The organism is Pseudomonas sp., from assembly GCF_033723075.1.
In the GTDB taxonomy this organism is placed as follows: Bacteria; Pseudomonadota; Gammaproteobacteria; order Pseudomonadales; family Pseudomonadaceae; genus Aquipseudomonas.
This window is the reverse complement of record NZ_JAWVXU010000020.1, coordinates 43889-64997: the sequence shown is the minus strand read 5'-3', so window position 1 is coordinate 64997 and position 21109 is coordinate 43889. Positions and strand designations below refer to the sequence as shown.

The window sequence follows — 21109 nt, the reverse complement described above, 5'->3', positions numbered from 1 at the left end:
CAAGCCTCACAACTTCGGCTCTTCGTCACGCACCGGATGCGGCGCCGGTGGCACGCTATGCGGCGCTTGACCTTGCGGGACTTGTGGCGTCGGCCAGTCGGCGAATGGCCAGGGCTTTTCTTCGGTGTTGAAGGTACCGAAGCGGCCAATCTGCGCCAGGTATTGGCTCAGGCTGTCACCAAATCCGAGCAGGCTGGCACTTGGCGCACCATAAAACAGCCGATAGCCCAACTGCAGCAAGACCACGCCGCCGAGCACCAGCTCGGCCAGTTGCCAGACGATGACGAACACCACCATCCAGAGAATCCGCAGCAGAATGGACTCGCGCTCCAGTTCTTTAGGCTCTTCGCTCATGAAAATCTCCTTGTGAAGTAGCGGGTCAGAAACCCGTGGTAGGAATGAAATCGACGTCGGTCTTGGGCTCGGCAAGCATCAGCGCCTCGATCACCTGGTTCAGCGTGCGGCCCTCGAACAGGATGGCATGCAAACCCGCGACCAGCGGCATGTATATCTGCAATTCCTCGGCCTTGGCCTTGAGCACCTTGATGGTGTTGACCCCTTCCGCCACCTCGCCCAGACGCTCCACCGCGTCTTCGAGACTCAAGCCCTCGCCCAGGGCGAAGCCGACCTGATAGTTACGGCTTTTCGCTGACGAACAGGTGACGATCAGATCGCCGACCCCGGCCAGACCGAGGAAGGTCATCGGGTTGGCCCCCAATTGCACGGCAAAGCGGGTCATCTCCGCCAATGCCCGGGTGATCAGCATGCTGCGGGTGTTCTCACCCATGCCCATGGCCGAGGCCATCCCGGCCATGATCGCGTAGACATTCTTCAGCGCGCCACCCAGCTCCACACCGAAGCGATCGCCGCTGGCATAGACGCGGAAGGTACGGCCGTGCAGCGCCTCCTGAACCCGCAGGCACAGCTCCTCATCCTCACTGGCGATCACCGAGGCAGTCAGCGCGTGCTCGGCGACTTCCCGGGCCAGGTTCGGCCCGGACAGCACGCCGATGCGCGCCTGCGGGACGATCTCTTCGAGAACCTGACTCATCAGTTTGAAACCATGCGCCTCGATACCCTTGGTGGTGCTGACCAGCAACTTGCCGGCGAGCTGCTCGGCCACCGGCTGCAGCGCCTGACGCAGGGCGCTGGAAGGCAAGGCGACAAACACCAGCAGGCAGGCACTCAGGGTCGCGGGCAGATCGGTGAGCGGCTCGACACCAGGGTGAATCTTCACCCCTTTGAGATAGCGCGGGTTTTCGCGAGTCGCGAGGATCGCCTCGACCTGGTCCGGGTCGCGCATCCAATGCAAAACATGCTGACCATTCTCCGCCAGCAGGTTGGCAATTGCGGTACCAAAGCTGCCGCCGCCAAGCACGGCTATGGGTTGCTGTTCAGTCATAAAGGTATCCGTTTTGGGCCATGCGCAATGGCAATCAGGATTGCATTATACGGACCGAGGGGACAGCGACCAGCTTTTAGCTGGCACCCAAGCCTTGCGCGCACTGGCACAAATGCACTCAAGCGTCGCACGCCAACTGAAAAAGCCGCGCGGCTCGGTTAACATGCCGCACTTTCAACGCGAACAAGGCCGTTGCGTGGCGATAAATCCCCGAGCCTCACTCCCCCTGTCGTTGCTGGCATTGTTGGCCACTGGCGAAGTGCTGGGCGATGACCTGTTCGACAACGGTCAATCCATGCCGGAAGTACTGACCGCTACGCGCTTGAAGCAGTCGCCGGCGGCAGTTCCCGGCAGCGTCACGGTACTCGACAGCGCCTTGATCAAGGCCAGCGGCGCCCGCAGTCTCCCGGAGTTGTTGCGTCTGGTGCCCGGCATGCTGGTGGTGCCGCAAAGCGGTAACTTGACTACAGTCAACTACCACGGGAGCAGCGCCAACCAGGCCCGGCGCATGCAAGTACTGGTGGATGGCCGCTCGGTGTATCGCGCAGGTTTCGCCCAGGTCGACTGGAACGACATTCCCGTAGCCATCGAAGACATCGAACGCATCGAGGTATTCCGCGGCCCGAACACCGTCAGCTACGGCGCTAACGCGCTGATGGCCGTAATCAACGTCCTCACCCGCGCCCCGCGCGACAGCCATGGCACACGCCTGAAGCACACACGCGGCCAACGCGGCATCAACGACTGGTATGCCAGCCACGGCCAGGGATGGGAGAACGGTGACATGCGCCTGTCACTCTCCGGCCTACAAGATGACGGCTTTGACCAAAGGGACGAGGACAACGACTTTCGCGACAGCAAACGCCTCAATCGCCTCAATCTGAGCATCAGCCAGGAGCTCGACGCGACCCAGTCACTGGAATGGCAACTGGCTCTCAAGGAAGGCACCAACCAGGTCGACAATCGCTACGAGCCGATCTTCCCGGTCGCAGCGCAACCCTGGGAGCAGGATCGCGACTCTGACGTACGCGCCCGTGACTTCGCTTCCAGTCTGCGCTGGAACCTCGACTTCAATCCTGAGCACAGCCTGTACGTGCAGACCAACCTGCAGCAATGGGAGCGCCTACGAGAGTGGCGTGCCTGCGAAGGTCAGCTGGCTTTCAGCCCACAGCTTGGCCAACTGTGGGCACTCTCACCACGCTACACCAATCGACTGAGCCAGCATCTAGAAGCGGGAAATTTCACCCCGCCGACAGGCACGCCTGAACAGATGACGCTCGCCACCCAGGTGCTGCAACAGGCCTATTCCACACTCGATCCGACTACCCGCACCCTCACCCACTCTTGCGGCCTGATCAACGAAGATGCCCGCGAAAGCCGCTTCGACTTTGAAGTACAGGACACCCTGAGCCTCTCCGAGAACCTGCGCCTGGTCAGCGGGCTGAGCTACCGCCACGACCGCGCCGACTCCGAGGTCTACCTCAACGGCAAGCTCAGCAGGGACACCTGGAGCCTGTTCAGTCAGTTCGAATGGCACATCAACCAACATTGGCTGTTGCAGGGTGGCGCGATGGTTGAGGATGCCAGCACGACCAGCCCCTCGCTCTCGCCACGCCTCGCGCTGAACTACCTGATCACCCCGGCCCACGGCCTGCGAGCCGTCTACTCCGAGGCAGTGCGCACCCCGGACATGTTCGAGAACCATGCCGACTGGCGATACCGTGTGCGCGACCTGAAGCCAACCCTCGCCGGTCAAAGCGAGGCCGACTATTTCGCTACGGCAGCGGGCCCCGGCAATCTTGAGCAGGAAGTCATGCGCTCGCGCGAACTCGGCTACAACGGCCACTTCAGTAATATCGGCCTGCATCTCGACATCAAATTGTTCTATGACGAAATTGACAACCTGATCAGCGAACCCCTCAAGGTTTACCAATTCATGCCAACCAACGGCAATCGTCTGCGCCTGAAGGGTGCCGAGACGGAGCTGAACTGGCAGATGGGCATTCGCGATCGCCTGCGCCTCGGCTACGCCTACATCGATTACGACGCCAGCCACCGCATTGATCGCCGCCTTACGCCACGCAACAGCGGCTCTGCGGGCTGGTTACGCGACTGGGGGCACAACTGGTCGAGCGCCCTCTTCTACTACGGCGCCGACCAACTCAATGAATACCGCTTCGAACGATTGGATCTGCGCGTGGCCAAACGTTTCAGTGTTGTCGACAGCACCCTGGAACTGGCCGCCGTCATGCAGCAACGCCTGGACGATGAACCACTTTCCTGGGAAGCGAATAATTACCAGCAACGACACCTGCTGTATTTCAGCGCGGAGCTAGAATTCTAGGATGGATTCCCCCCCCTCACGGATGAGCCCCATGCGATCTTCATGGATGCGTCACTGGCTCCTGCTCTGCTGCCTGCTGTGCAGCGGCTCGTTGCGTGCTGCCGATATCCTCCTCAGCGGTACCGATGACAACCCGGCCATACGCGCATTCAGCGCCGCGCTGGCCGAGCGGCGGCCGCAGGATCGGGTGCGTTTCCTCCCGCTGGCACAACTGCCAAGCCCCGAACAAATCCCCGCCGACACCCGGCTGATCCTCCTCGACCTGCACGCCCTCGACTGGCGCCTGAGCACTTCCGCAGGCCCACCGACCCTGATGCTGCGGATCAGCCGGGTGCACGCCCGGGAGCGCCTCGACAATCGCCGCCCGGCCCATCTCAGCCTGCTCTGGAGCGATCCGGCGCCCGCCCGCCAGTTGCGCCTGATACGCCTGCTCGTGCCCCAGGCGCAACGGATCGGCGTGCTCTACGACAAGCACAGCCAGTTCCTGCTCGATGAACTGCGCCACGCCGCCACGCCCCTGGGGCTGGAGATCGTCGGCCAAGCCTGGCCGGACAACCGGGACAATCGCCCCCTGCTGACGTTGCTGCAGCACAGTGACCTGTTGCTCGGGGTCAACGATGACGATCTGTTCAACCCACGCACCGCAAAAAACCTGCTGCTGACCAGCTACGCCCAACAGCGTGCCATGATCGGCCCCAGCGCCAGCTTCGTGCGCGCCGGCAGCCTGGCGAGCGTCTACAGCGACCAGCAAGACTGGCTGAACAGCCTCGACCAACTGCTCGACCAGTCACCGCAGAGTTGGCCGCGCAGCGCTTACCCCGCCTATTTCAAAGTACTCGGCAACCGTCAGGTGGCTCGCGCACTGGCCATAGAACTGGCCGATGACGCCAGCCTGGCGCAGCAAGTGGCTGAAGGAGAAAACCTATGAACCTGGGCCGTGACTGGGACATCCATACCCGCACGCAGTTGATCAGTGTCGGGCCGGCGCTGTTGATGACCCTGCTGTTGACGGGTTTCTTCACCTTCGTACGCTTACAGGATCTGCGCCAAGAGCTCGACCACACCGGCCAGTTGATTGCCAGCCAGCTGGCCCCGGCGACTGAATACGGGGTCATCTCCGGCAACCTGGAGGTGCTCGACGCCCTGCTGCAGGCCACCCTGAAGACCCCGCACGTGCGCTTTCTCGAAGTACGTGACCACGCCGACAACATCCTGGTGTATGTCGAACAGCCCAACAGCGATAACCACGGCAACGCGCAGGTGGAAATCTTCCATGCGCCCATTCGCCTGCAGCGAATCGCCCTGGACAGTGACTTCCTGCAAACGCCCACGGCCGGCCTCGAGCAAGCTGCCGAACAGGACCTGGGACGTGTCGTGGTCGGCATGTCGAATGACGCCTTCAACACCCGGCAACAGGAAATCCTCCTCAAAGCCGCGGTCCTGGCGCTGCTCGCCCTGATCCTGACCTTTATCCTCGCCCGCCGCCTGGCCCGCCGCCTGTCGCAACCCCTGAGCGCCATGGGCGAAGCGGTCACGGCGATCCAGGGCGGCGACTACCACACCGCCCTGCCCGAACCCGAGGATGGCGAACTGGGCGCCCTGGCCCGGCACATCAACAACCTGGCCAATGGCCTGAAGCGCGCCAGCCTCGAGCAGGAGCAAGCCATAGCGCTGCTGATCAAGGCACGCGAAGAGTCGGAGCAGGCCAACAGCGCCAAATCCGACTTCCTGGCCATGATGAGTCATGAACTGCGCACCCCGATGAATGGCGTACTGGGCATGCTGCAGCTGCTGGAGACCACCGAGATGACCCAGGAGCAGACGGAATATGCGACGCTGGCCGCAGAGTCCACCGAACACCTGCTGAAAGTCATCAACGACATTCTCGACTTCTCGCGTATCGAACGCGGGGCACTGGAACTGGAATGCATCCCCTTCAACCTGCTTGAGCTGGTGAAGACCTGCATGCAGGTGTTCCAGCACAGCGCCCAGCAACGCGGTCTGGAGCTGCAACTGGACACCCAGAGCGGCCTGGAGTCGCTCGAAGTTCAAGGCGACCCGACGCGCATTCGGCAGATTCTGGTCAACCTGATCGGCAATGCGCTGAAGTTCACCGAAGACGGCAGCATTCGGATACAAACTCGCTGGCAAGCGCTGGATGACCAGGTGCTGTGGCTCACCTGTGCGGTGCACGACAGTGGCATAGGCATCTCGGCCGAACGCCTTGAACACATGTTCGACGCCTTCCAGCAGGCCGACACCTCGATCTCCCGGCGCTACGGCGGTACCGGCCTGGGCTTGCCGATCGCCCGCACCCTGGCCGAACGCATGGGCGGCACCCTGCGTGGCGAAAGCCAGGAGCAACGCGGCTCGGTATTCACCCTGGAAATACCCCTGCCCTTTTCCCGCCAGCTTCGCCACACCAGCCCCAGCGTTCCGGTAGAAGATCATCAGGGGCAAGGTCAGGAGGTGCTGCTGGTCGAGGACAACCCGGTCAACCAGACCGTGATCGAGGCCATGTTGCGCAGCCTCGGCTACCAGGTCTGCCTGGTCGGCGATGGCGCCCAGGCCGTGCAGAGAGTCGAGCGCCAGCACTTTGCCGCCATCCTGATGGATTGCCGCCTGCCGGTCATGGATGGCTATGAAGCCACCCGACAAATTCGTCACCTCGCCGACCAGGTCGATATACCGATCATTGCCCTCACCGCCAATGCCTTGCAGGGCGATCGCGAGACATGCCTGGCTGCAGGCATGAATGATTACCTGGCCAAACCTTTCAAACGCGTCGATCTGCAACGGGTGCTGCTACGCTGGCTGCCCCCCCGCCCCTCGACCAGTGGCCAAGACAGCTAAAGTAATGCAGGCTTGACCTGCATAGGCTTACCAAGGCGCCCCTCTGTGGCAAGATATGGGGGCGAAGCACTGCTGTACTCAGCAGTGCTGTGACTTTCACCACAACGCAACAGTCTATGACTAGGCTACCGGTAGACGCACAATAGCGGCGTGACCGGCCAGGACGATTCACCCAGCCTTGGCGCATGGGAAATATTGAGGAGCTCGCATGACCAAACAAAACGCCTTCACCCGGGAAGACCTGTTGCGCTGCAGCCGCGGCGAACTGTTCGGCCCGGGTAATGCGCAACTGCCCGCCCCGAACATGCTGATGATCGACCGCATCACCCATATCAGCGACACTGGCGGCAAGTATGGCAAGGGCGAGATCGTTGCAGAGCTCGATATCACTCCGGACCTGTGGTTCTTCGGTTGTCATTTCGAAGGCGACCCGGTGATGCCAGGCTGCCTCGGCCTCGATGCCATGTGGCAGCTGGTTGGTTTCCACTTAGGCTGGCAAGGCAACCCCGGTCGCGGTCGCGCCCTGGGTTCCGGCGAAGTGAAGTTCTTTGGTCAGGTCCTGCCGACGGCCAAGAAAGTTACCTATAACATTCATATCAAGCGCACCATCGCCCGCTCGCTGGTTCTGGCCATCGCCGACGGCAGCGTGAGTGTCGATGGCCGCGAGATCTACAGTGCCGAAGGCTTGCGCGTCGGCCTGTTCACTTCTACCGACAGTTTCTAAAGGACTCTCCCCATGCGTCGCGTCGTGATTACCGGTCTGGGCATCGTTTCTTGCCTGGGCAATGATAAAGAAACCGTCTCCGCCAACCTTCGCGCTGGCCGGGCAGGTATCCGTTTCAATCCGGAATACGCCGAGATGGGCCTGCGCAGCCAGGTGTCCGGCTCTATTGACCTGAAACTGGAAGAACTGATCGACCGCAAGGTCTATCGCTTCATGGGTGATGCGGCAGCGTTCGCCTACCTGTCCATGGAACAGGCCATCAAGGACTCCGGCCTCAGCGCCGAAGACGTTTCCAGCCCGCGAGTCGGCTTGATCGCCGGCTCCGGTGGTGCTTCGACCTTCAACCAGATGGAAGCCCTGGACATCATGCGCGAGAAGGGCGTCAAGCGGGTCGGCCCCTACCGTGTGCCGCGCACCATGGGCAGCACCGTATCGGCCTGCCTGGCGACTCCGTTCAAGATCAAGGGCGTCAACTACTCGATCTCCTCCGCCTGCGCCACCAGTGCTCATTGCATCGGCAGCGCCATGGAGCAGATCCAGATGGGCAAGCAGGACATGGTGTTTGCCGGCGGCGGCGAAGAAGAACACTGGACCCAGAGCTTCCTGTTCGATGCCATGGGCGCCCTCTCCACCCAGTACAACGACACTCCGGAAAAAGCCTCGCGGGCCTACGATGCCAAGCGTGACGGTTTCGTCATCGCCGGTGGCGGCGGCATGGTGGTAGTCGAGGAACTGGAGCATGCACTCAAGCGCGGCGCGAAGATCTACGCGGAAATCGTCGGTTATGGCGCCACTTCCGACGGCTACGACATGGTCGCACCGAGCGGCGAAGGTGCGGTGCGCTGCATGCAGCAAGCCCTGGCTACGGTGGACACACCGATCGACTACCTGAACACCCACGGCACCTCGACGCCGGTCGGCGACGTCGCGGAAAGCCGCGCAGTCCGTGAAGTGTTCGGCGCCAAGGCCCCGGCCATCAGTTCGACCAAGAGCCTGACCGGCCACTCCCTGGGCGCCGCCGGCGTGCAGGAAGCGATCTATTGCATGCTGATGATGGAAGGCAACTTCATTGCCGGCTCGATCAATATCGAGGAAATCGATCCTGAAATCGCCGATCTGCCGATCCAGCGCAGCACCGTCGAAAACGCCAAGATTGACACCGTAATGAGTAACAGCTTCGGTTTTGGTGGCACCAACGCTACCTTGGTGCTCAAGCGCTGGACCGGCAAGTAAGCTGCCCTCCTACCAATTGCAATCGAGCAGGAGGAGGCCTCACGGCCTCCGCCCTCCCTCTCTCACACCACCGCACGTACGGTTCCGTATACTGCGGCTCAGGTTGCACGGCCAAGCCGATTGACCGTATCCAACATAGCGACCAGTCCAAGCCGACTCCACAGCTTCTTCGGTAGCGCCTGATTCATATGGGGCGCACGCCATGCCGCCTCTATCCGCGCCAGGGGGCGCCCGCCGGTCTTCGTCAGGCCAACAGCCTGCCTTCAGCGTCCTGCCGATTAGCAGTCACCCGCACCGCGACACCCTTGCCGCTCGGCTATCACGCCCCTTGCCGGGCATGAAGATAACGTTCACCGCCGAGTCTCCCGCCCCACTACCACAGCGACCCGGACAGCGCCATGCCTGGCGCACGCAGAAAAAGTCCGCGCGCCATGCCGGCCGGGGACTCGAGGGATGAGTCAGAGGGTCACAAGCATTCGCTATCAGCTACCGCGATAGGTGGAATAGCTGTATGGGGAAATCAGCAGGGGAACGTGGTAGTGCTCCTGGCTGGCGTCGATGCCGAAGCGCAGCACCACCACATCGAGGAATGCCGGATCGGGCAACTGCACACCGCGGGCCCGGTAATAGTCGCCCGCATGGAATTGCAACTGGTAGACACCGCTGCGGTAATCGTCGCCCTGCAGAATAGGCGCATCGCAACGGCCGTCATGGTTGGTCAGCACACGGCTGAGCAAATGCAACTGCTCGCCTTCGACCCGATACAACTCAACGGTGATGGCGCTGCCGGGGCAGCCGTGCGCGGCATCCAGAACATGTGTGGTCAATCGTCCCATAGCGATCAGGCATCCACCGCCGGCCAATTGCCGCGCAGACACCACACCTCCTCTACTGTTAGTGAATTGGGCAGATGACTCGGGCTCCAGCAGCCTCGAGCTGAGCGGAGCATAGCACGCCGCCATACAACTCAAGACACTTTTTTGATTTATTGTACACAATTATATATTCCATTTAATCCAGAAAACACTTCCAAACCGGCTCCAGCCATGACGGCAAACCCCTTGAATCAAGAAGCGCGCCAGGCGCACGACCCAAGCATCGCTACAGATTCAACGGCAAGAACTGATTTAGCAATAAAGCTGATTTTCTATTTACAAAGCGCCATTCATTTTGTATACAATTACTCATCACGGTCGCGTCCCTCGTCACCCGGGCTACGCAGTGACCGCAACAAGCCAAGAAGGAAGACTGCAGTGAGCGCTGACTACCCACGCGACCTGATCGGTTACGCCAACAACCCGCCGCATCCGCACTGGCCGGGCGATGCCCGTATCGCCCTGTCGTTCGTGCTCAACTACGAGGAAGGCGGCGAACGCAACGTACTGCACGGCGACCCGGAGTCCGAGGCCTTTCTCTCCGAGATGGTCTCCGCCCAGCCGCTGCAGGGCGCGCGCAATATGAGCATGGAATCGTTGTACGAGTACGGCAGCCGTGCCGGTGTATGGCGCCTGCTGGCGTTGTTCGATAAGCACGCGATTCCCTTGACCATATTCGCCGTAGCCATGGCCGCGCAGCGTCACCCCGAGGCGATCAAGGCGATGGCCGCGGCCGGCCACGAGATCTGCAGCCACGGCTACCGCTGGATCGACTACCAATATATGGACGAGGCCGAGGAGCGCGAGCATATGCTCGAAGCCATCCGCATCCTCACCGACATCACCGGCGAGCGCCCGCTGGGCTGGTACACCGGCCGCACCGGCCCGAACACCCGGCGCCTGGTGAGGGAGGAAGGCGGCTTCCTCTACGACTCGGACACCTACGACGACGACCTGCCCTACTGGGACGCTGCCAGCAGCGCGGCCAGACCGCATCTGGTGATCCCCTACACCCTGGACACCAACGACATGCGCTTCACCCAGGTGCAGGGTTTCAACACCGGCGACGACTTCTACCAGTACCTGAAGGACGCCTTCGACGTGCTCTACGCCGAAGGCGTGGCAGGTGCGCCGAAGATGCTGTCGATCGGCATGCACTGCCGCCTGCTCGGCCGTCCCGCGCGCATCGCCGCCCTGGCGCGCTTTATCGAGTACGTCAAAGGCCACGACAAAGTCTGGTGCGCCCGCCGCGTCGATATTGCCCGCCACTGGCACGCCACCCACCCTTTTAGCGAGAACAGCAAATGAGCCGCTTTCAGACCCTGACCCCATCGCGCCTGAGCCGCGAGGATTTCGTCAAAGTTTTCGCCGACATCTACGAGCACTCGCCCTGGGTCGCCGAGAAGGCCTTCGATCTCGGCCTGGACCAGAGCGTCGACGAGGTCGACGGCCTGCACCAGCGCATGGCCGACATACTGCTCAGCGCCAGCCATGAGGCCCAGCTGGCACTGATCAATGCCCACCCGGATTTGGCCGGAAAAGCCGCGGTGCGTGGCGAGCTAACCGCCTCCAGCACCTCGGAACAATCCGGCGCAGGCATCCATGAATGCAGCGCCGAAGAATTCGCCCGTTTCACCGAACTCAACGATGCCTACAAGGCCAAGTTCGGCTTTCCTTTCATCATGGCGGTGAAGGGCAGCAACCGGCACCAGATCCTCGCGGCCTTCGAAACACGCATCCATCACTCCGCCGAGCAGGAGTTTCAGACCGCCCTGGCCGAGATCAACAAGATCGCGCTGTTCCGTTTGCAAGCCCTGTAACGCCCTCACTGTTAAGGCAGACACTATATGAAAGCTTACGCCGTACCCTTCGAGAAATACCTCAACCTGGCCGACGCACGCCTTGGCACCAAGGCTATCTCGGTCACTGATGACTGGTTCGCCGACGTCAACCGCCTGTTCCAGCCGACCCCGGCGGTGTGGAAGGAAGGCGTATTCGACGATAACGGCAAGTGGATGGACGGCTGGGAATCGCGGCGCAAACGCTTCGAAGGTTACGACAGCGCGGTGATTCGCCTGGGCGTGGCGGGCTCGATCAAGGGCGTGGATATCGACACCAGCTTCTTCACCGGCAACTTCCCGCCGTCCGCCTCCCTGGAAGGCTGCTTCGTCGCCGAGGGCGATCCGAGCGAGGCCACCGAGTGGACCGAAGTGCTGGGCGCCGTCGAGCTGCAGGGCAACAGCCACCACTACCACGAAATCGCCAACAGCCAGGCTTTCACCCACCTGCGCTTCAATATCTACCCGGACGGTGGCGTTGCCCGTCTGCGCGTCTACGGCATTCCGTTCCGCGACTGGAGCGATGTCGGCGATAACCAGCAAGTCGACCTGGCCGCCGCGCTGAACGGCGGTCGCGCCCTGGCCTGCTCCGACGAACACTTCGGCCGCATGAGCAACATCCTCAACCCCGGCCGTGGCATCAACATGGGCGACGGCTGGGAAACCGCACGGCGCCGCACCCCGGGCAACGACTGGGTGATTGTCGCCCTCGGCCATCCGGGCGAGATCGAGCGCATCGTCGTCGACACCCTGCACTTCAAGGGCAACTACCCGGACAGCTGCTCGATCCAGGGCGCCTTCGTCAAAGGCGGCACCGACAGCCAGGTCGAAACCCAGAGCCTGTTCTGGCGTGAACTGCTGCCGAGTCAGAAGCTGCAAATGCATGCCGAGCACGAGTTCGCCGAGCAGATCAACCAGCTCGGGCCGATCACCCATGTGCGGGTCAATGTGTTCCCGGATGGCGGTATCAGCCGGCTGCGCCTGTTCGGCAAGGTCGCCAAGTAAGTCTTGATGGGACCTCTGTGGGAGGGGCTTTAGCCGCGAGTTTTTAAAAGCATCGCGGCTAAAGCAGAATCCCGCCCAACCCCTCCCACAAAGAGCAAAAGCAATACCGCACTCCCGAATTCAAAGAACAGAAGACCACCATGCGCAAACTGATCATCGAGCCGTTAAGCAAAGAAGCCTTCGCCCCCTTCGGCGACGTTATCGAAACCGAGGGCAGCGAGTTCTTCATGATCAATAACGGCTCCACCCGCCGCTATCACAAACTGGCCACGGTCGAGACCGCGCAGCCGGAGGATACGGCGATCATCAGCATCTTCAGTGCAGAGGCCCTGGATATGCCGCTGACCGTGCGCATGCTGGAGCGCCATCCGCTGGGCAGCCAGGCATTCATGCCGCTGCTCGGCCACCCCTTTCTGATTCTGGTCGCGCCACTTGGCGATGCACCTCGGTCGGAGTTGGTCCGCGCCTTCCGCAGCAACGGCAGGCAGGGCATTAATTACCATCGCGGCGTCTGGCACCACCCGGTGCTGACGATCGAAAAGCGGGATGACTTCCTGGTGGTTGATCGCAGTGGTTCAGGCAACAACTGCGATGAGCATTTCTTTACCGAGGCAGAGCAACTGCTCCTCGACCCCCACCAATAAGAGAAGCCTGGCGCCGGCGAATGCCGGTATCGGGAAAGAGGTACTGATTGTGGAAGCACATTTGACTGAGTGGCTGAACCTGGGCATTCGCTGGATCCATATGATCACCGGCATCGCCTGGATCGGCGCATCCTTCTATTTCGTCTGGCTGGAAAACAACCTCAACCGCTCCAACCCGCGCGACGGCCTGTCCGGCGATTTATGGGCGATCCACGGTGGCGGCATCTACCACCTGGAAAAATACAAACTGGCCCCGCCGAAAATGCCGGAGAACCTTCACTGGTTCAAATGGGAGGCGTACGCCACCTGGCTGTCGGGGATTGCCCTGATGCTGGTGGTGTACTACCTCAATCCGAGCCTGTACCTGATCGCCCCCGGCAGCGACATGGCACCGGCCGTCGCCATTGCCATCGGCTTCGGCTCGATGATTGCGGGCTACATGGCCTATCACTTGCTCTGCGATTCGGCCCTGGGCAAACGCCCAGCGCTGCTCGGTGCGGTGCTGTTCGTGCTGTTGATCGCCGCAGCCTTTGGCTTCAGCCTGATCTTCAGCGGTCGCGCCGCCTATATCCATGTCGGCGCAATCATCGGCACCATCATGGTTGGCAACGTGTTCTTCACCATCATGCCGGCCCAGCGCGCGCTGGTTAAGGCGATCGAAGACAACACCACGCCCGACCCGACCCTGCCGGCCAAAGGCTTGCTGCGCTCGCGGCACAACAACTACTTCACCCTGCCGGTGCTGTTCATCATGATCAGCAACCACTTCCCGAGCACCTACGGCAGCCAATACAACTGGTTGATCCTGGCCGGTATCGCGGTGCTGGCGGTGTTGGTGCGACATTACTTCAACACCCGCCATGACAGCAGCAAATACGTCTGGACCCTGCCTGCCGCAGCCCTGGGCATGATCTGCCTGGCCTACGTCACTGCCCCGGTGCGCTCGACGCCCGAAGCCGCTCCGGTTGCCGTCAGCGAAAGCCAGCCCACCGTCACCGTCGCCAAAGTGGAAGAACTGCCTGAAGCGGGCCCTGGCGCAGCGGACGCGAAATTTACCGAGGTCAACAAGGTGATCCAGGAACGCTGCAGCGTGTGTCACTCGGCCCAACCGAGCAGCCCGATGTTCAGCGCCGCGCCATTGGGCTTCATGCTCGATACCCCGCAGCAGATCAAGGCACAGGCAGCGAAGATCCATGCCCAGTCAGTCGCTTCACAGGTCATGCCACTGGGTAACATCACCCAGATGACCCAGGAAGAACGCGACCTGATCGGTGCCTGGATCGCCCAGGGCACGCAGCTCGACTAGACCCTGCAGCCGGGGCGGCTCCAATCCCCCCCCCGGATATCGGCCGGCCCTGCACCGCCGGCCGGCGCAAGCAATGCCGCTCACTTGGACAGAGTGAGCGGCATTTTTTCGTATGCCCTCGCCCCTTGCCTGCAGCCGGCAACCAGGACTGCACCTTGCTTGTAGCCCGAATAGGCCCCGGCGCAATCCGCGACCGCCCCTCCCAACTTGCACCCTGGCTTGGCGCCGCACAGCTTGACGGTATTGCGCACACCAGCAGCGCTGCCTGCGAATGGCATACTGCCATGGCGCGAACGCGTCGCCGCTAGACAACCTGTGCCTTCGGCCCGTTACAATGCGCAGCTTTTTTTCCTTCTGCCGACAAGGACAGCCCATGATCGAAGCCACCTGGATCGCCTTCGCCTTCATCATGGGCTTGTCAGTGCGCGCCGTTGGCCTGCCGCCACTGGTTGGCTACCTGGCCGCCGGCTTCGCCTTGGCCGCCTTCGGCGAGCACCTCGCAATAGGCCCGCGCGACAGTGCCGCGCTGGAACATATTGCCCACCTGGGCGTGCTCCTGCTGCTGTTTACCGTCGGTCTCAAGCTCAAGCTGAGCAACCTGGTCAGGCGCGAAGTAATTGGCGGCGGCCTGCTGCACTTCACCATCTCCAGCCTGATCTTCCTGCCGGCAATCCTGCTGATCCTCGACCTGCCCTGGCAGGAAGGGCTGCTGCTGGCTATTGCCCTGTCCTTTTCCAGCACCGTGTTGGCGGCCAAGGTGCTGGAGGGCAAGCGCGAGCTGCGCGCTTTTCACGGCCGAGTGGCGATCGGCGTGCTGATCATCCAGGACCTGATCGCCCTGCTGGTGATGAGTCTGGCCAACGGCGATGCGCCTTCACCCTGGGCGCTGTTGGTGTTCGCCCTGCCCCTGCTGCGGCCACTGCTGTTCCGCCTGCTGGACGCCAGCGGCCACGAGGAACTGATGGTACTGCTGGGCCTGCTGCTGGCCCTGGTCGTCGGTGGCTATGGCTTCGAATCGCTCGGCCTGAGCTCGGAACTCGGCGCCCTGGCCTTCGGCGCCATGCTGGCCAAGCACAAGCGCGCCGTAGAACTGTCCAACTCGCTGTGGAGCATCAAGGAGGTGTTCCTGGTCGGTTTCTTCCTGCAGATCGGCATCGGCGGCCTGCCGGATGCCAACGCCTTGGCGTTTGCCCTGGTGATGTCGCTGCTGCTGCCGCTCAAGGGCCTGCTGTTCTTCGGCCTGTTCCTGGTGTTCCGCCTGCGCGCGCGCAGCGCCTTTCTGAGCAGCGTCAGCCTGACCAACTACAGTGAGTTCGGCCTGATCGTGGCCAGCGTGGTCCTGCCGCAATGGCTAATCCCGCTGGCCATCAGCGTGGCCCTGTCCTTCGTCATCTCCGCGCAACTGAACCGCTTCGCCCACCCGCTGTATGAGCGCCTGGCCAAGCGTCTGATCCCGCTGGAGCGCGACATCCGTCACCCCGACGAACAACCGATTTCACTGGGCGATGCACAGATCCTGATCATCGGCATGGGCCGCACCGGCCGCGCCGCCTATGACCATCTCAAGGACAAGGGCTTCAGGCTGTTGAGCCTGGACTCCGACCCGGTGGTGATTGAACTGAGCAGCAAGGCCGGACGCCGCGTGCAATTCGCCGACGCCGAAGACCAGATGTTCTGGCAGAGCCTGGAGATGCCGGCGGTCGAGGCGGTGATACTGGCCATGAACGACCAGGAAGCCAAGATCATCTCCACCCACAAGCTGCGCGAACGCGGCTTCAAGGGCCTGATCGTCGCCCACGCGATGTACGAAGATATCGCCCAGCGCATCCAGGAGGCCGGTGCCGACCGCACCTACCTGACCATGAGCGAGGCCGGCAGCGGCCTGGCCGAGCACGTCGCCCGCGCCCTGCAAGCGCGCAATTGAGCGGCGACAACCGCCCTACGATCTAGAGCAGTCCGTGACCCGTAGGTGTCACTCGCCGCAGGCAGTGCACCGTGGATCATCGGCGCGGCACACATCCGGCGGGTTGTCGCTGCGCTCCGAAGCCGCCCTACGATCCGAGGGAATCGCCAGATCTCGAGCAAGCCGCGATCCGTAGGGTGTCACTCGCCGAAGGCAGTGCACCATTGGTTAATCGGCGCGGCACACATCCGGCGGGCTGTCGCTTCGCTCCGAACGGATCGGCGCCCGGATCGCCCTGCGACCTGCGCGAAATCGCGACAGCGACACCACCCGTAGGGCGTAAGCAATACGCCATTCTCAGCGGCAACACACTGCCAGCCATGGCACCTGCTGCCCGCCGCGATCAGCATTGTGCACAATATAAAAATAAATTGTTTTTAACCCTGTGAACAAGTTGCTATAGTCGGCGCATTCTGACCGATCGGACAACTTCGAACACTGATCAGATAGAGGCGCCGTGAAGCCTCGTGCAAGCCCATGACCATATAAAAACAACTGGCAGGCTCTGACATGACCACGACTCGCACCACGCACGCCCCAGCTCCGTCTGCGGGCAGCAACGACCTGATCTACCAGCTCGACGACCGCCCGGCCTTCGCCCCGGCGATCTTCGCCGCCCTGCAACATGTGCTGGCCAGCTTCGTCGGCATCATCACCCCCACCCTGATCGTCGGCAACGTGCTCGGCCTGGGCGCCTATGTGCCCTATCTGGTAAGCATGGCGCTGTTCGTTTCCGGCCTCGGCACCTTCGTTCAGGCCAAGCGCATCGGCCCGCTCGGCTCGGGGTTGCTGTGCCTGCAAGGCACCAGCTTCGCCTTTCTCAGCGCCATCCTCAGCGCCGGCTTTCTGGTGAAGGGGCGCGGCGGCAGCGAGGAGGAAATACTCGCCACCCTGTTCGGTGTGTGCTTCTGCGCCGCCTTCGTCGAGATCGCCTTCAGCCAGGTCATCTCAAAACTGCGCAAGGTCGTCACCCCGGTGGTCACAGGCACCATCATCTGCCTGATCGGTCTGTCGCTGATCAAGGTGGCGATGACCGACATCGCCGGCGGCTATGGTGCACCCGACCTCGGTGCCCTGCACCATCTCGGGCTGGCGGCACTGGTGCTGGTCACCATAGTCGTACTCAACCGCTTCAAGTCCCAGGCCGTGCGCCTGTCGGCGGTGATCATCGGCCTGGCCCTGGGTTTTGCCGTCGCCTGGTTCAATGGCCGGGTGGACTTCTCCAGCATGGCTGCCGTGCCGCTGGTCAGCGTGCCGGTGCCGTTCAAATACGGCTTCAATTTCGACTGGGTGGCCTTCGTGCCGATCGCCGTGATCTTCCTGATCACCCCGCTGGAAACCGCCGGCGACCTGACTGCCAACTCGATCATTTCCAAGCAACCGGTCAAGGGCCCGCTCTACCTGCGCCGGATCAAGGGCGGGGTCCTTGCCGACGGTTGCAACTCGGCCATGGCGGCGATGTTCAACAGCCTGCCGATGACCACCTTCAGCCAGAACAACGGGGTCATCCAGCTCACTGGCGTCGCCAGCCGCCACGTGGCCTTCTATGTCGCCGGGATATTCATCCTGCTCGGCCTGTTTCCGGCGATCGGCGCAGTCCTGCAACTGATGCCCAAGCCGGTTCTCGGCGGCGCCACCCTGATCATGTTCGGTACCGTTGCCGTGGCCGGGATCAGAATCCTCAGCGAAGCCGGCCTGCATCGGCGCAACGTGTTGATCGTGGCCATCTCCCTCGGCCTTGGCCTTGGCGTGGCGGCCGTACCGGAAGCGCTGGCGCATATGCCGGACACCCTGAAAAACATCTTCGGCTCGCCGATCACCATCGGCGCCCTCAGCGCCATCCTGCTGAACATCTTCCTCCCGGAAGAGCATGTGGAACTGGCAGAGAACGATTACGAACCAGAGTCCCACCTGCACAACGTGCTGCAAAACCCGCAGACCCTGGATGCCCAGGAGCCACACCCGGAGAGCCTGGCCCGCAACCCGGAGCCACTCGGCCGGCCAAGCTGAACCAGCGGCCCGACTAACACCTTTTCCCCTTGGCTCCCTGCGGTCAGCCGCAGGGGCGAGAACTCTTGCGCCCTCTAAAAACAAGGAAAACCCGATGAAAGCGAAGTACCTGCCTCTCTGCATTGCCCTTTCTGCCGGCCTGCTCGCCGGCCAACAAGCCTTCGCCGACGACATGTTGCACTGGCAAGACAACAGCCTGTCCTACCTGTATGGCGACAACTTCCAGCGCCTCAACTTCAATGGCGAAGAACAACGCTCGCAGACCACTTTCACCTTCGAGCACGCCAGCGGCTGGGCCTGGGGCGATGTGTTCTATTTCCTCGACTACGTCCATGCGGACAACGTCCAGTCCCGCGGCAGCTTCGCCAACGGCACCTTCGAGCAAGACGACAAGAACAGCTTCTACTACATGGAGTTCTCGCCGCGCATCAGCCTCAGCTGGTTGACCGGCCAGGATCTTTCCGCAGGCCCGCTGAAAGACGTCAAGGCCGCCTTCACCTATGAAAAAGGCGAAGGCGGTCCCGGTACCGAGAACTACCTGTATGGCCTGGGCTTCGACTGGGATGTGCCGGGCTTCGCCTACCTCAAGACCAACCTGTACCGGGTCAAGATCAATAACCACGTGTTCTTCGCCGACCAGGACAGCAACGGCTACGCCACCCAGCTGACCGTGGCCGGCGCCTACCCCTTCGCCATCGGCGAACAGGACTTCGTGGTCGACGGCTACATCGACTGGCGCTCACCGTCTGCCGAAGCCGGCACCCAGACCTCGGTCGGCTCCTCGATCCAGGTCAAATGGGATGCCGGCAAGGCCCTGTTCGGCAAGCAGCGCAAGCTCTACGTCGGCACCGAGCTGAACATGTGGCACAACAAGTACGGGATCAAGCCCATCGATGGCTCCACCGACGGCTTCGACCAGACGGCCGTGCAGGCCCTGGTCAAGTACCACTTCTGATGGCAACGCACTGGAACGCTGCCGGATAGGCGACAGCGGGAAAGTAAAGGGGATCACGCTGAGCGTGATCCCCTTTTTTTGTGTACAAAAATACCCACCGCAGGCAGCAAAAACAGCGGCCTCGACGACTGACGCCTCAGCACGTTCAAATAAATCTGAAAATCCAGCAGACACAATAACTTAAGCACATACAGCCCAGCACAAACTGACCAACAAGTCAATTATTAGTACACATAAAAATAGCTTTTTGTGGACAATTTAGTAAAAACTAATTTCCAAAATAAATTTTTATGTGTACAACCATCAGAACTCCACTCTCATTCGCTCAGCGCTAGCCACCGAATCCCGGTCACCCCTAGGGAAGCGAACGAAAGATGTGGAACGGAACGTGCACACAATATCTCCTCAGATGCGCGCCATATTGGCGCCAACAACAAAATACCAGGAGCCGCCCATGTCCACCGATGACTTCCGCATCAAGCAAATCGACACCTCGCTGTACAACGAGGACCTGGCGCCCTTACCTCCCGGAAAACGCAAATGGGGCTGGTTCGAGATATTCAATGTCTGGTCCAACGACATCCAGAGCCTGTTCGGCTATACCCTCGCCGCCACCCTGTTCATTTCCTATGGCCTGAACGGTTGGGCGGTGCTGGCCGGAATCGTTCTCGCCGGCTTCATCGTCATGGGCCTGGTGCAGCTGACCGGCAGGCCCAGCGTCAAGTACGGCATTCCCTTCCCGGTCATGGCCCGGGCCAGCATGGGCGTGCGCGGGGCCAACTTCCCCGCCGTGGTGCGCGGTATCGTGGCGATCTTCTGGTATGGCGTGCAGACCTATTTCGCCTCCACCGCCGTGGCCCTGCTACTCAACTCGGTGCTCGGCAGCGGTTCGAGTGCGACATTTCTGGGCATGACCGCTATCGGCTGGCTCTCTTATGTGATCGTCTGCGTATTTCAGGTCGCCCTGTTCATCCGCGGTATCGACTGGATCACCAAGTTCCTCAACTGGGCCGGCCCGCTGGTCTACCTGGTGATGATCGCGCTGATGCTGATGATCTGGTACAAGGCCGGCCCCAGCCTGCTCGGTGAGCTGGGCGAGATCTTCCGCGGTACCGGCGAATATGCCGCCGGTCCGGTCGCCGCTTTTATCGCGGTGGTCGGCACCATGGTCGCCTACTTCGCCGCGGTGGTGATCAACTACGGTGACTTTGCCCGCTTCGTCAAAAGCGAAAAACAGATGACCATCGGCAACTTTCTCGGCCTGCCGGTGAGCCTGGCGATCTTCTCGCTGATCGCCCTGGTGATCACCGCCGGCACCGTAGTGGTGTTCGGTGAGACCCTGACCAACCCAACTGACATCGTCGCCCGGGTCGACAACCTGACCCTGACCATCATCGCGGCGCTGACCTTCTTCGCCGCCACGGTCGGAATCAACCTGGTCGCCAACTTCATCCCACCCGCCTACGACATCGCCAACCTGGCACCCGCCCATATCAGCGCGCGCACCGGCGGTTTCATCACCGCGGCCATCGCCTTCTTCATTGGCGCACTCTGGGTGTCCTTTATCAGCAACGTCGGTATCGCCGCCTTCGTCGACACCCTGGGCGCGGTGCTCGCACCGCTGTACGGCATTCTCGTCGCCGACTACTACCTGGTGCGCAGGCAGCACCTCAACCTGCAGGACCTGTTCAGCGCCGAAGCCGGCTCGACCTACTACTACAATGGCGGCTGGAACCGTAACGCCATGATCGCCTTCGGCGTGGCCTCGGTGTTCTCGGTCGCCTCGGTGTGGACGCCGGGCCTCAACGAGCTGTCCGGCTACTCCTGGCTGTTCGGCGCCATGCTCGGCGCGCTGTTCCACTACCTGCTGATGCGCAAGCACTGTGCCGCCAAAGGCGCCTCGGCGGCGCTCGGCTCACGCAGCTAAACCCGCCGGGCGGCGCATCGCAGGCAACCC

The 21109-nt window shown here is 61.8% G+C and carries 17 protein-coding genes and 1 pseudogene; 14 read left to right on the top strand and 4 right to left on the bottom strand.

What is annotated here, in order from left to right:
• Nucleotides 1-6 precede the first annotated feature (6 nt).
• Both R3355_RS20100 and R3355_RS20095 read right to left on the bottom strand, forming a co-directional pair.
• Nucleotides 7-354, bottom strand: coding sequence for a DUF4389 domain-containing protein (locus tag R3355_RS20100; protein WP_318962781.1), 348 nt, complete (start codon nucleotides 352-354; stop codon nucleotides 7-9).
• 25 nt (nucleotides 355-379) lie between these two features.
• Nucleotides 380-1402 (bottom strand): NAD(P)H-dependent glycerol-3-phosphate dehydrogenase, encoded by a 1023-nt coding sequence (locus tag R3355_RS20095; protein WP_318949666.1) that lies wholly within the window; start codon nucleotides 1400-1402, stop codon nucleotides 380-382.
• A gap of 163 nt (nucleotides 1403-1565) precedes the next feature.
• On the opposite strand from R3355_RS20095, the gene R3355_RS20090 reads away from it, so the two are divergent.
• From R3355_RS20090 to fabB, 5 genes are all read left to right on the top strand, one after another.
• The gene (locus R3355_RS20090; RefSeq protein WP_318962779.1) at nucleotides 1566-3746 is read left to right on the top strand and encodes a TonB-dependent receptor; all 2181 of its coding nucleotides are present in this window, start codon (nucleotides 1566-1568) and stop codon (nucleotides 3744-3746) included.
• 31 nt (nucleotides 3747-3777) lie between these two features.
• The gene (locus R3355_RS20085) at nucleotides 3778-4674 is read left to right on the top strand and encodes an ABC transporter substrate-binding protein (RefSeq protein WP_413243545.1); all 897 of its coding nucleotides are present in this window, start codon (nucleotides 3778-3780) and stop codon (nucleotides 4672-4674) included.
• A complete protein-coding gene (locus tag R3355_RS20080; RefSeq protein ID WP_318962778.1) occupies nucleotides 4671-6599 on the top strand; it encodes an ATP-binding protein in 1929 nt (642 codons plus the stop codon). The genes R3355_RS20085 and R3355_RS20080 overlap by 4 nt, the downstream gene beginning before the upstream one ends.
• A gap of 208 nt (nucleotides 6600-6807) precedes the next feature.
• Nucleotides 6808-7323: a 3-hydroxyacyl-[acyl-carrier-protein] dehydratase FabA gene (gene fabA / locus R3355_RS20075; protein WP_090499736.1), complete on the top strand. Its 516-nt coding sequence runs from the start codon at nucleotides 6808-6810 to the stop codon at nucleotides 7321-7323.
• 12 nt (nucleotides 7324-7335) lie between these two features.
• Nucleotides 7336-8556 (top strand): beta-ketoacyl-ACP synthase I, encoded by a 1221-nt coding sequence (fabB, locus tag R3355_RS20070; protein ID WP_318948065.1) that lies wholly within the window; start codon nucleotides 7336-7338, stop codon nucleotides 8554-8556.
• Nucleotides 8557-8654: 98 nt separating this feature from the next.
• On the opposite strand, the pseudogene R3355_RS20065 reads toward fabB, so the two are convergent.
• Both R3355_RS20065 and uraH read right to left on the bottom strand, forming a co-directional pair.
• A pseudogene (locus tag R3355_RS20065) lies at nucleotides 8655-8753 on the bottom strand (maturase); the annotation flags it as partial.
• 285 nt (nucleotides 8754-9038) lie between these two features.
• Nucleotides 9039-9392 (bottom strand): hydroxyisourate hydrolase, encoded by a 354-nt coding sequence (uraH, locus tag R3355_RS20060; RefSeq protein ID WP_318948067.1) that lies wholly within the window; start codon nucleotides 9390-9392, stop codon nucleotides 9039-9041.
• Between the two features lie 417 nt (nucleotides 9393-9809).
• Here uraH and puuE point away from each other — a divergent pair, with 417 nt between their 5' ends.
• The 9 genes from puuE to R3355_RS20015 all read left to right on the top strand — a co-directional run bounded on the left by puuE (nucleotide 9810) and on the right by R3355_RS20015 (nucleotide 21079).
• Nucleotides 9810-10739 (top strand): allantoinase PuuE, encoded by a 930-nt coding sequence (gene puuE / locus R3355_RS20055; RefSeq protein ID WP_318962777.1) that lies wholly within the window; start codon nucleotides 9810-9812, stop codon nucleotides 10737-10739.
• Nucleotides 10736-11251 carry a 2-oxo-4-hydroxy-4-carboxy-5-ureidoimidazoline decarboxylase gene (uraD, locus tag R3355_RS20050; RefSeq protein WP_318962776.1) on the top strand — a complete coding sequence of 172 codons (516 nt, stop codon included), beginning with the start codon at nucleotides 10736-10738 and terminating at the stop codon, nucleotides 11249-11251. The genes puuE and uraD overlap by 4 nt, the downstream gene beginning before the upstream one ends.
• Before the next feature lie 27 nt (nucleotides 11252-11278).
• Nucleotides 11279-12274 (top strand): allantoicase, encoded by a 996-nt coding sequence (gene alc, locus R3355_RS20045; protein WP_318962775.1) that lies wholly within the window; start codon nucleotides 11279-11281, stop codon nucleotides 12272-12274.
• Nucleotides 12275-12414: 140 nt separating this feature from the next.
• Entirely contained in the window at nucleotides 12415-12918 is a 504-nt protein-coding gene (locus tag R3355_RS20040) for an ureidoglycolate lyase (RefSeq protein WP_318962773.1), read from the top strand.
• Between the two features lie 49 nt (nucleotides 12919-12967).
• Complete coding sequence (locus tag R3355_RS20035; RefSeq protein WP_318962772.1) at nucleotides 12968-14224, top strand: urate hydroxylase PuuD; 1257 nt, start codon at nucleotides 12968-12970, stop codon at nucleotides 14222-14224.
• Between the two features lie 373 nt (nucleotides 14225-14597).
• Entirely contained in the window at nucleotides 14598-16148 is a 1551-nt protein-coding gene (locus R3355_RS20030) for a cation:proton antiporter family protein (RefSeq protein ID WP_318962771.1), read from the top strand.
• A gap of 549 nt (nucleotides 16149-16697) precedes the next feature.
• A complete protein-coding gene (locus R3355_RS20025; RefSeq protein ID WP_318948076.1) occupies nucleotides 16698-18197 on the top strand; it encodes a nucleobase:cation symporter-2 family protein in 1500 nt (499 codons plus the stop codon).
• A 94-nt stretch (nucleotides 18198-18291) separates the two neighbouring features.
• Nucleotides 18292-19152, top strand: coding sequence for an outer membrane protein OmpK (locus R3355_RS20020; protein WP_318962769.1), 861 nt, complete (start codon nucleotides 18292-18294; stop codon nucleotides 19150-19152).
• 454 nt (nucleotides 19153-19606) lie between these two features.
• Nucleotides 19607-21079: an NCS1 family nucleobase:cation symporter-1 gene (locus R3355_RS20015; protein ID WP_318962767.1), complete on the top strand. Its 1473-nt coding sequence runs from the start codon at nucleotides 19607-19609 to the stop codon at nucleotides 21077-21079.
• Nucleotides 21080-21109 lie beyond the last annotated feature (30 nt).